This window comes from Chitinophaga sp. (assembly GCF_035538455.1).
Lineage (GTDB): Bacteria > Bacteroidota > Bacteroidia > Chitinophagales > Chitinophagaceae > Chitinophaga.
Genome location: NZ_DATLKJ010000116.1, coordinates 1 through 11,388, shown reverse-complemented (window position 1 = coordinate 11,388; position 11,388 = coordinate 1). Strand labels below are relative to the sequence as shown.

Below are 11,388 nucleotides of genomic sequence, written 5' to 3'. Positions count from 1 at the left end.
AAAATCGGCTGTCCGGTAAATTTTTTATCTTTATCCAAGTTTTTACGTTTAAGGTGTGGTAACCCAAACATAGAAACTATTGGGGGGCTTGCCCCCTTTTTTTATGCTTTATTCACTTATTTTAGTCGGACAATACTGATTAATTTTGTATACCCGATATGGGTATACAAAATCCGACTGAATTAAAGAAACAGGATTGATTGGTGGCAAGGGTTAGCTGAATTTTACTGATTTGCTGTTGAAGAGATCATCAAGAATGGGAATAATAAGGTGAAACTCAACTGGCTTTACAATATAGTCTATGACGCCCAATTCATAGTATGCTATTTTGGATTCTCTATCGCTATCTCCTGAAATAATAATTACCGGGATGTCTTCGGTTGATTGAGATTTTGATAATTGCTTAACAATTTCCCTTCCTGAAATACCTGGCATATGACTATCTAACAGGATTACATGAGGTTGTTTTAGAGTAGCTGTTTTAATACCATCAGCTGCATTATTGGCTGTTAAAACGGTATATTCTTGTGCGTTTGAGCTTATTAGCCTGGCGACGAAATTCAGGGAAAGTGTGTCGTCGTCAATTAACAGAATGGTTCTTTTGGGCCGCTGTGCAGCGGTAATTTTTCTATTGATCTTTTTTTCCTCTTGCTCTTGAAAAGCAATTATCTCAGCTTCCGTTTCCACTTCTTCGAATGGAAATATAATCCTAAATTGGGTTCCAACTCCAACAATACTTGTAACTCCTATATCTCCCTTTAGAGCCATCGCTATTCTTTTCGCTATGCTAAGCCCTAATCCGGTACCATCGAACTCTGTTTTGGTTCTATAAAATTCTTTAAATATGGTTCCGGTCCTTTCAACCGGTATTCCCGGCCCCTGATCTATTATAACAACATTCCAGTATTCATTGTCTCTCCCGATTTCAATTTTAACAATAGTGTTTTTCTTCGTGAATTTGATTGCATTGATGAGTATATTATTGATAACCTTTGTTACCATGATTTTATCAGTAATAATCAAGGGGAATTCACACATTGAGAGATGAATCATTACATTCTTCTCCCTGGCGAAGAAGCTATACAGGTTAATTATATCTCCGATCCAATCCCTTACCCGGACTATATCCCTACTCGGTGCATCTTTAATCCCTGAAGAAAATTTGAAACTATCTTGTATGTTGTTTAATATATTCAATAAATTATAGCACGAGTGGTACAGGCTTTCATCCTCATCTCGAATTTCATCATCCCTTAGATCACAATCATCATCAAGCTCCTTTAATCGCAGGTATTTCGCTTGAGTTATTGCAAATATTCCATTCAGCGGATTACGGATTTCATGGGTAAGTTCTCGGATAAAATGTGAGTGTGCTAACATCGTGTAGTTTAACTCTTGGGTTCTTTGCCGGACCGTTTCTTCTAAATTTTCGTTTATGTCTGTAATATCCTTTATGAGACGCCTGTTTTGCGCAATGAAAAAGAACTGAATAAATACGGATAGAAATAGAATTGTCCCAGAGGCGGTATAGTATATAATTGACTTAATTGTAGAGGGGAACGTCATTATTGGAATCACCTGATATATCTTATTGGCTTCTAACAGAAAAAGAGTAATAATTGAAAGTCCGATGCAGATTTTTTGATTTGCACCTCCTTTCTGGAAGAAGAGACCGGAAGTCAGAAACAGTGTTAGCCATAACGGCTCAATTACTTCCCCTAGCAGTGAACCGAAAAATATGATTGCCACATTTATAGTAAGCTGTAATGTAAGTGAGGCTTGTTCATACTTTCCCCTATAATTTAGTATAATTGACGCTAGGAAAAAGATACTTTCAATAACTGTTGCTATTGCAAAAAGGGTTTTACCAGTAAGAAAACTATAATAAAACCCAAAGAATAAGCTAATCGGTATTAGGGTGGCAGCTGTTGCGTTCACGCGCATCAATCTGTTTTTGTCGTCTGCCTGGGTTATTCCATCGGTGATACCAATGGATAGGATATTTCTTATCATACCGGCAAATTGAGGGTTATGGTTTTGGTTGAGTTATTCTGCGAAGAATGATTATATCAGTCCTTTATAGATAAGTTACAGCTTATAGCCAGATCCAATTGTTAATTATCAGTTAAGCAATCTTTAGTAATGTGGAATTAGCAGGTTTCTTTCTTGCGGCCAGATAGTTTATTGTAATAGTCGCTATCTTCAATCACACCTTTGTTGGTATCTTTCAGCAGCATACAGGCATAACCTATCCTGATTTCATTCGACTGCCGCTGCTGAAACGCCAACTGTATTGGTTATCATGATGTATTGTAAACTCAATCCTCCTTATAAGGACTCATTTTCGGAACCCATCTCGGTACCTGGCGCTTATAGCGCCGGTAATCCTCACCAAACCTTTCTTCAAGTCCGGGTTCCTCCGAGTAGATAAAATACAGCGTATTGATCACAAAAAAGAGAACAGATGTAATCAGCAGGTTGGTGGAGTGTAACAACAGTGTTTCTGATATCAGTATCAAAAGAACACCGCTGATCATCGGGTTACGGCAATGTCTGTAAGGGCCCGATATAACCAGCTTTTGTGTCGGCTGCCACGGCGCCAGCGTCCCCTTGCCAATCCTGGCAAATAGCAGAACGGTAGTAACCAGCAGCGTGAGTCCGGCTAAAAGTGCTATGATGCCGGCGCATTTGAGCAGCATGTGATCAGGAATAAGGCGTTGCTCCGGATCGTAGACCAGGTAAGGGACGATAACCGTAACCACGAAAGGCAGCAATAGCACATCTCTTAAATGTGCAAACAGGGATGGTTTCTTCATTAAAATAGTACTTTGGCTTGAACGTCAAACCCGGCTAGGATAGCCGGATTTGACGTTTTTTATAGTGCGTGTACAACCAGGCTACGCGTCCTAATTGATACTGTAAAAGAAACTCCTTAACTCATCTGCGAAGACGTTTGGTAACTCCAGTGCCGCAAAATGCCCGCCTTCTTTCAATTTCTTGAAGCTCACCACATTTACAAAACGCTCAGCCCATTCCTTGGGAAACTGTGCTTCTCTCGCTAATACGATAATACCCGCGGGTACCTTGCTTTTTTGCAAAGGTGGTGCACCGCTCCACTGGGCCATTGCATCTGCTTTATACATCCGCATGGAGGTAGCAACGGTTTGCGTGGCCCAATAAATCATAACGTTTGTGAGCAATTCATCCCTGCCGCCGAATGCCTGTTCGATCATTTCAGGCGGAGCGCCGGCATTGGTGAAGCTGAGTACCCAGGCCAGCAATCCGGTGGGGGAGTCGTTCAGGCCATAAGCCAGCGACTGGGGTTTGGTAGCCTGCACCATAGCATAGGCGCCTTCACTGTACCACCACTGCTGCACAAACTGCGCAAATTTCTTTTCCTCCTCGCTCATGGTATTCGGATCTTCCTGCCCCATTGGATAACCGATGTCTGTAAAATGTACACCCGCTACCACATCAGGGTATTCCGATGCCAGCGCCTTGGTAACACCCATGCCTATATCGCCGCCGGCTGCATAGAATTTTGTATAACCCAGGTTCTCTGTCATCAGTACTTTCCATAAATCGGCCACCGCCTCGCTGCTCATCGCCTTCTTATCAGAGAACCCGAAGCCGGGGATAGACGGAATCACCAGGTCAAAGCTTTGTTCGCCTTCAGTGAGCAGGGGTATGATCTTGTGAAAGCGGTAATAACTATCCGGCCAGCCATGCGTTAAGATGAGCGGTTTGGCATTCTTTCCTTTCCCTTTGATATATTGAAAGTGGATCTTCACACCCTTCACCTCCGCGATGTATTGCGGGTACTTATTCAGTGCTGCCTCCTGCTTGTGCCAGTCGTACCGGGTGAGCCAGTAATTCACCAGTTCTTTCAGATAAGTTTCGCTGGTGCCGAAGGTCCATCCGGAGCCTTCCGCTTCGCCAGGCCAGCGGGTGTTTTTCAAACGGGATTTTAAATCATCCAATACTTGTTGCGGAACAGATACGTTAAAGGGTGATACATTTTTCATGTTGGACATTTTCTGGGTTTGTGAATAAACAGTTGTTGCACTCAATAGGAGCGATGCGAAAATAAAAGAGCGAAACTTTCTCATCATGTATTGTGGTTTTACTAAAACAAGGATATGTTGGGCCGGCCGCAGGCTGGCCAGACAATAACAGATCTTCATTATGGAAACGGTACTTTGTTTCAATAAGCATTTGGCTTCTGTGATCACGTATTCATCAATTCAATAAAGATCTTGGTCAGCTTACTAAACTCCCCCTATTAAGATCTCATGTAGGTATTCAGCGTAATACAGTATTATGCTACTTCAGTACACACATCAACAAATTGAACTTTGAACTTGCAATTTACAACCTGTAATAACAGTATGACAATCGGTGTATGACTAAGGTCCATCTTTTTTCAGGCATTCATCGGCTTGTCCATAAATACTTTTACATGATGTCTCATCCTGGCAATTGTTGGCCGTATGGGATTTATGTAAAATTATTGTTCTGGTGTTGTTATTAGCTCAGCTATTGTGTTAACTGTAACAATATAAGCACGTTTCTGAATAAATATATGAAAAAAAAATCCCATTTTGGGGGTAGGTTAGTGAAGTAAAGAGAAAATTATATCTGATTTAATACTAATGCCAGGCTGCATCTGCTACCTTAACCGAAGATACACGGCCTCTGGACTATAATAACCAAGGCCCGTTTAGAATCAACCTAAATGGGCCTTCTTGCATATATTCGCATATCAGGATAATCAATTCAATCATAAAAATCACAGTTCAGACAATCACACAGCAGGCAAGAGAATTACATAATAACAAAACAAAATGTTCATTATCGAACATCGCCTGTCCTGAAACTGAACATCACAGGCACGCTGCCTTCTTTGAAAATCAACTGCTTATAAACTGGTAAATCTTTTGAACACCTTGATACTTATCATCCAAAAAGGGTTGCCATGTTCAAGAATTATTTCACTGTTGCCTGGCGTAATCTGAGACGTAACAAGGCATATGCAATCATCAATACGGTGGGCCTCTCCCTGGGTATTGCCTGCGCTATCCTTATTTTCACCATCGTCAGGTATCACCTGACCTTTGATAGCTTTCATGCAAATAGGGAACGGATCTACCGCATTATTACAGAGTTCCATGATGAAACGGTAACCCATACGCAAGGCGTGCCTGGCCCGTTGGGGAAGGCGCTGCGTACCGACTTTTCCTTAATGGACAAGACCGCCAGGATCGTGAGTTACTGGGATGCGCTGCTCGCCGTTTCCGGTAAAACCGGTACCAAAAAATTCAGAGAAGAAGCTGGCATTGCCTTCACAGAGCCGTCTTTCTTCGACATCTTCAACTTCCCATTACTGCAAGGAGACAGAAAAACAATATTGGCTGCTCCCAACGAAGCCGTGATAACAGAAGCGGTAGCCATCAGGTATTTTGGCAGCGTAGCCAACGCCATGGGGCGCGTAATCCGCTTTGACAATAAAATTAACTTCACGGTCACAGGTATATTAAAAGATCTACCTGCTAACACTGATACCCGGCAACAGGTCTTTGTATCTTATAGCAACCTGAAAGAACAGAACTCATACACTGCCAGCGACGACAGCTGGGGCGGTGTATATAGCGAAACCAGGTGCTACGTGCTGCTGAAACCTTCCGTTACCTCCGCACAGCTGGATAAAGCACTCGGCCTTACCATTCAGAAATATTACAACGATAAAGACAAACAGGTTTGGCGCTTCAGGGCGTTTCCCCTTGCAACCGTCCATTTCGATGCCAACTTCGCTAGTGCCATCGATAAAAGGTACCTGTGGGGACTGGCATTAATAGGGCTGTTCCTGATCGTCACAGCTTGTGTGAATTTTGTTAACCTGGCTACTGCGCAGGCGTTGAGCCGTTCCAAAGAAGTGGGTGTGCGGAAAGTGCTGGGAGGCCTGCGCACACAACTCTTCTGGCAGTTCATCGCAGAAACAGCCCTGATAACGTTGATGGCCGCTGTCGCAGCCTGCGTGATCGCCTGGATCGCTATGCCCTACCTGAGTCAGTTGCTGGATGTTAACCTGCAGCTCCCTCTCTTCAACAGTTCCGGCCTGCCACTCTTCCTGTTGTTGCTGGTAATAGTGGTGACGTTCCTCTCAGGCGCTTATCCGGGATTGGTAATGGCACGGTTTCAGGCGGTACTGTCGCTGAAAGGTGGACTATCACAGCGGCACATTGGTGGGTTTTCACTCCGCCGTATCCTGGTAATAACACAGTTTGCCATTTGCCAGATGCTTGTTATCGGCGCAATTGTCATCGCCAGTCAGCTATATTATTCCCGGACTACAGACCTCGGCTTTAACAAGGACGCCGTGGTAATGGTCCCTATCCCTTCGCAAGACAAAGCCAAGATCAGCACTTTGCGTAAACAGCTGGCCGCTATACCCGGCGTGGAGAATGCCTCTTTTTGTTTCCGGGCCCCGGCATCCGGCAACGTGAATGCCACTGGTGTGCGCTACGATAGCCGTCGCGAAAATGAGCATTGGAGTACTAATATGAAAGACGCCGACGACCAGTATCTATCCACATTCGGACTCACACTGGTAGCGGGAAGGAACTTCTTCCCCTCAGATACTACGCGCGAATTTGTGGTGAATGAAACATTTGTAAGGAAGCTGAATATCACCTCTCCACAGGAAGTAATAGGGAAGATGCTCTATATGGATGGAGGTGAAAAGAAAGGCCCGATTGTAGGGGTGGTAAAAGATTTTTATACCCGTTCCTTCCATAGTGAAATTGACCCGCTCTGTATGGCGCCTGCCTGGTACCAGTATATCAGCTGCGGCGTGAAGATCAATACACACAACCTGAAATCATCCATGACCGCTATTGAGCATACATGGAATGAAACCTTCCCGGAATATTTATTCACCTACGAGTTCCTCGACGACAGCATCGCAAAATTCTATAAACAAGATATGCTGATACTCAGGCTGGTGGAAATCCTGACAGGTATTGCCATCTTCATCGGCTGTCTCGGATTATACGGATTGGTGTCATTCATGGCAGTGCAAAAAACAAGGGAAATCGGTGTCCGCAAGGTACTCGGTGCCAATGTAAGCCATATCCTCTGGCTATTCGGTAAGGAGTTCAGTCAGCTGCTGCTGATCGCCTTTGTGATCGCTGCACCCATCGCCTGGTATGTAATGTACCGCTACCTGCAAGACTTCAAATATCATATACAGATCGATGGAAAGATCTTCGCGGCATCCATTCTCTGCTCCTTTATAGTGGCAGCGCTCACCGTGAGCTATCATGCGGTGAGGGCCGCATTATCCAATCCAATAAAGAATCTCAGGACGGAATAACAAAACCGGTATATCCCCCTTTACTTGTAATGCCATCTTCCGGTAAATTTTTGAAAGATAACGGCAGTGCGAATACGTATTTTGTGCCAACTCAGGTGAATGCCATATAAACATATTTATTATGGAAGTAAGAACCTGTTATTATAAGATCACTAATTGCTACGCGGATATCTGGATAGCCCATCTTTTACAAGATGAGATAGATTATGCCTATGCCTACGGCGGCGCCCGTATATTGCCCTTTAACACGGATAACCAGCTGGTGCTTACCACCCTTAATAACCTGCTTATTTATGAAAGTGCTCTTAAAAACAGGCTTATCAATTTCGCCATTGAAACAGGGATATTGCATGAATTTAACAAAGCATTACCTGCCGGTTTACTGAACAATAAAGTAGGCGCCGCCAGGTGCATTATCCGGCCCAAAAACCGGAAAGTTAAAAATATACTGCGTGATCATCATGCCACCGGCTTCCCGGAAATTATATCTTCCGTAATGCAGTCGGTTGGCAGGTTGCTGAATGAGCAAAAAGGAAGAATAAAACCAACGCCGGACTTTGGCCGGTTTGCCTCTTTTGCTGATCATCTTTTTAAATATACGCCCCATACGCTGGGCATCAGCCATGGAAATGGAGGCTGCGGCACTAAAGCACCTTATTCTGCCGCAGGCATTATTGCTGTTATGAAGACCCTTAATATCAGTTGTACAGACCATGTTACGCTCATCGGCGCTAATGGGGCAATAGGTAGAATTGTATTGAAACACTTGTTACATAACGGCTTTCAGAAAATAATCATTTGTGATACTGCCTATTCAAACGGCGCCGCAGATGTCATAATTCCTGATGCTGCCTGCATCACTGTAAAACAGGCTGTTCCGGGTAAGTTCACTAATGACTGTCTCCGTTCAGGCAAAGTGATTATTGCTACTACTATCGGACAGGAACTGGAACAGTCTGATATTAGCATGCTGCAACCTGGCGCCTGCCTGTTGCTGGCACATAGCCTCGCGGTATCTCCTGGCGCTGGTGGCATCTCCATTATGCAGGCGCTTAAAAAACGGCGTGTGCTTACCGTACCCGGACAAATACTGACGATAGGAGGTGCACTGGTATCACGGATAGAGTGGTTCTGGCGGCAACAACAGACTAAAGGACTGTTTGACCGGGAATTGGCATATACCGTTGTGGATAAAGTTGCCGCTTTTCTGACCGGGCATATTTTAAATAAGGCTGATGCCGCAGATATCACTCCATTTGAAGCCCTGTTGCATCACCTCCCGGAAGTAGGCCATGTGTAGACGATGACCTGATTGTAAGACGGCTCTCTTTTTTCTTAGTGATTTTAACTGTACAGGCATCTACCCGAAAATCAAATATGCAGAAACTATAGGCTGGCATAGATAAAATTTCTTCCTGTTATTTAAACAATTAACCCCTATTCATTAACCTCCTTTTATATGCTTACACAATTCTACTCGCTCAAAAAAATGGTATGGCTGATTGCGGCCATTTTATGCCTGTTATGCAACCCCTTGTATGCCCAACGCATCTATACTGATAGCCAAACCAATGGCGTTACAGGTATTTGCCTGCTATGCGGAGTTGTAAACCCGGGCAATGCAGTGAATAATGCTAACCTTAACGATTATTCCTCATTCGCTATTACAGCCGGCTTGCTGGGCGTAACTGTTTACCAGACATTGATCTTTTCATCAGCCAGCATCAGTGGCTGCGATTCACTAGTCATTGGCATTGGCAGTGGGAATGCTGTCCTGTCTGCTAATCTCTTCGGCAACATTACGGTACAAACTTTTAACGGTAGCACCGCCAATAACGATGCACATGCGGTAGACTCTTCGGTGCTGCGTCTATTGCAGAACAATACCCGGGCTGAGGTTGTGTTACACCCCACCCAATCTTTTGACCGGGTAAAGATCACGTTGAATAGCAGCTTGCTGGCATTGTTAAATGGCTTCCGTATTTATTACGCTTACCGCAATTCCGGTAAGCCGGCCAACCCGGTTTATACAGTGCCGCAACAGAGAGTCTGTGGCAGCGTATTAATCCCCGTACTAAACCACCCCGAAGGCATTAATTATAATGTAAGGGTAGTATATACAGGTCTTGCTGCCGCTTTTGATACCTCCTATACGCTCATCAATAGTAATACGATTACGGTGCCGGCCTTTATCAGTTACAACGGCGCCCAGGCAGACATCTATGTACAGGCAGTAAACCCATTTACCGGCTGTAAGTCAGACAACGTACATCAGGCATTCATTACAGGTGGCTACGCAGAATATCCCAGTGTGGATGCAGACAGCGTGACCATCTGCAAATATGATAGTACCACCTTACACGCATTTAGCCCTATATCTTTTGCCCCGCAGATGCGTTGGTATGATGCGCCAACGGGTGGCCATTTGGTGTTTACCGGCAACTATTATAAGGTGAGCCCGGATACTACCACTACTTACTACGTTACCGCCGGATATACCTGTGATTACCCCCGGCGCAGACCGGTGAGAGTGATTGTGCATAAACTTCCGGACCCCGTATACTCCGTTCCGCAGGGATATGTATGCGGCGCCCAGGCGCTAACGATACAGAATCACCAGCAAGGGCTTAACTATAATGTAAGGATGGTCCTTTCTTACAATAACAATAATGAAATATTACTGGATACTTCTTACATTGTCATCAATAGCAGCACTATTGTTACACCGGATCATGTTAGCCAGGGAACTGCCTACGCAGACATTTATGTGCAGTCAGTGAACCCACTTACCGGTTGCAGGTCTGATCGTGTACACATGACGTTTACGCAGGGTGGTTCTGCTAACCTGCCAAATGTAGATGCAGATAGTGTAGGTATTTGCCGGGGAGATAGCACAACTTTACATGCCTATAGCACATTGGGCACTATTATAACCATTCTATGGTACGATGCACCTACTGGTGGTACCTTATTGCATACCGGCAATTATTATACGGTTAGCCCGCACACTACCACTGCTTATTATGTTACCTCCAAAATTGGTTGCGAGTACCGGCAACGCGCGAAAGTAAGTGTAGTAGTAGCCTTATGCCCCAATAGCACGGCAATTGCCCGTAAGACCACAAACCGTCAATCTAACGTACAACCGCTGCAATTATTCCCCAATCCAACCAGCGGGGAGGTGAAGATCAGCAGTAAACGGGAACTGAGCGGCGCATTGCTCATTATTGTTGATTTGCAGGGTAAGGAAATAAAAAGGACTATATTGAATAGGAATACATTCCGGCTGGAAGCCATCAATGGAATGTATCTGATAAAAGTAGTCACTTCTGATGGAAAAATATACCAAAGCCGTATAATGCTGCAGAAGTAAGAATGAACAGATCTCAAAGGAATACAGTTTAATAATCTATGTATAGAACCAACCTCCGTGTTGGCTCTATACATAGATTATTACAAATAACCACGGCAGCACTATCCAACGGGCTTATTTTTTCCGGTGGGCGTCCCCAAGCGCTATAGTACACTGCTTTCCCTCTTTTGTTTTTAATGAAGACAGACTGGAAGTTAATCCTTCTTTTTAAAAAGCCCTGCCTTTAAATCAGCGCCAATGGAACCTTTCGCTAACTGAAGGTAATTACGCTTGCTTTGATCTTTTTCAATTTGTACAGTACCGGTAGTTTGTACATTTTCCATCTCCAGGAAATCCGTTGAAGTGGTATTGTTGCCGCTTAACGGACCACTGCCATATCCTGCCAGATTTGTATTGCCGGCAAAAACACAATCTGAAGCCTTGTACCGGCGGGTACTCCCTTTTTCTCTTATCCATACTGTACTGCAGCTGGCTATTACATTATGGTGAAACTCAAAATCATCCCCGTTCGTACTTTGGGTAGTCCAGACACCGCTGAAGTAACAGCCATATACCAGGCAATAGCGCATGGCGCTATGGCTACCCTTTCCTCCGTCGTTTTTCCAAAAAACAACCGGGTTTTTGCAATTGAAAAAGACACAGT

The 11,388-nt window shown here is 44.2% G+C and carries 8 protein-coding genes; 3 read left to right on the top strand and 5 right to left on the bottom strand.

Annotated features, from left to right (window positions below):
• Positions 1-213 precede the first annotated feature (213 nt).
• From VM802_RS14280 to VM802_RS14265, 4 genes are all read right to left on the bottom strand, one after another.
• On the bottom strand, positions 214-2,013 hold the full coding sequence (locus VM802_RS14280; protein ID WP_325531583.1) for an ATP-binding response regulator: 1,800 nt from the start codon (positions 2,011-2,013) through the stop codon (positions 214-216).
• Between the two features lie 137 nt (positions 2,014-2,150).
• Positions 2,151-2,288 carry a hypothetical protein gene (locus VM802_RS14275; RefSeq protein WP_325531581.1) on the bottom strand — a complete coding sequence of 46 codons (138 nt, stop codon included), beginning with the start codon at positions 2,286-2,288 and terminating at the stop codon, positions 2,151-2,153.
• 30 nt (positions 2,289-2,318) lie between these two features.
• Positions 2,319-2,816 carry a methyltransferase family protein gene (locus VM802_RS14270; RefSeq protein ID WP_325531579.1) on the bottom strand — a complete coding sequence of 166 codons (498 nt, stop codon included), beginning with the start codon at positions 2,814-2,816 and terminating at the stop codon, positions 2,319-2,321.
• Positions 2,817-2,906: 90 nt separating this feature from the next.
• The gene (locus VM802_RS14265) at positions 2,907-4,025 is read right to left on the bottom strand and encodes an epoxide hydrolase family protein (RefSeq protein ID WP_325531577.1); all 1,119 of its coding nucleotides are present in this window, start codon (positions 4,023-4,025) and stop codon (positions 2,907-2,909) included.
• A gap of 950 nt (positions 4,026-4,975) precedes the next feature.
• Between VM802_RS14265 and VM802_RS14260 the strand changes: the two genes are divergently transcribed.
• From VM802_RS14260 to VM802_RS14250, 3 genes are all read left to right on the top strand, one after another.
• Positions 4,976-7,372: an ABC transporter permease gene (locus tag VM802_RS14260; RefSeq protein WP_325531575.1), complete on the top strand. Its 2,397-nt coding sequence runs from the start codon at positions 4,976-4,978 to the stop codon at positions 7,370-7,372.
• Between the two features lie 121 nt (positions 7,373-7,493).
• Positions 7,494-8,672, top strand: coding sequence for a hypothetical protein (locus VM802_RS14255; protein ID WP_325531573.1), 1,179 nt, complete (start codon positions 7,494-7,496; stop codon positions 8,670-8,672).
• A 159-nt stretch (positions 8,673-8,831) separates the two neighbouring features.
• Positions 8,832-10,745, top strand: a complete 1,914-nt coding sequence (locus VM802_RS14250) for an Ig-like domain-containing protein (RefSeq protein WP_325531571.1) — start codon at positions 8,832-8,834, stop codon at positions 10,743-10,745.
• A 194-nt stretch (positions 10,746-10,939) separates the two neighbouring features.
• Here VM802_RS14250 and VM802_RS14245 read toward each other — a convergent pair.
• On the bottom strand, positions 10,940-11,388 hold a 449-nt coding region (locus VM802_RS14245), incomplete at its 5' end, for a hypothetical protein (protein WP_325531569.1).

Coding starts and splice junctions, on each gene's coding strand:
- VM802_RS14280 (WP_325531583.1), bottom strand. CDS start 2,013: ATGATAAGAAATATCCTATCCATTGGTATCACCGATGGAATAACCCAG.
- VM802_RS14265 (WP_325531577.1), bottom strand. CDS start 4,025: ATGAAAAATGTATCACCCTTTAACGTATCTGTTCCGCAACAAGTATTG.
- VM802_RS14255 (WP_325531573.1), top strand. CDS start 7,494: ATGGAAGTAAGAACCTGTTATTATAAGATCACTAATTGCTACGCGGAT.
- VM802_RS14260 (WP_325531575.1), top strand. CDS start 4,976: ATGTTCAAGAATTATTTCACTGTTGCCTGGCGTAATCTGAGACGTAAC.
- VM802_RS14250 (WP_325531571.1), top strand. CDS start 8,832: ATGCTTACACAATTCTACTCGCTCAAAAAAATGGTATGGCTGATTGCG.
- VM802_RS14270 (WP_325531579.1), bottom strand. CDS start 2,816: ATGAAGAAACCATCCCTGTTTGCACATTTAAGAGATGTGCTATTGCTG.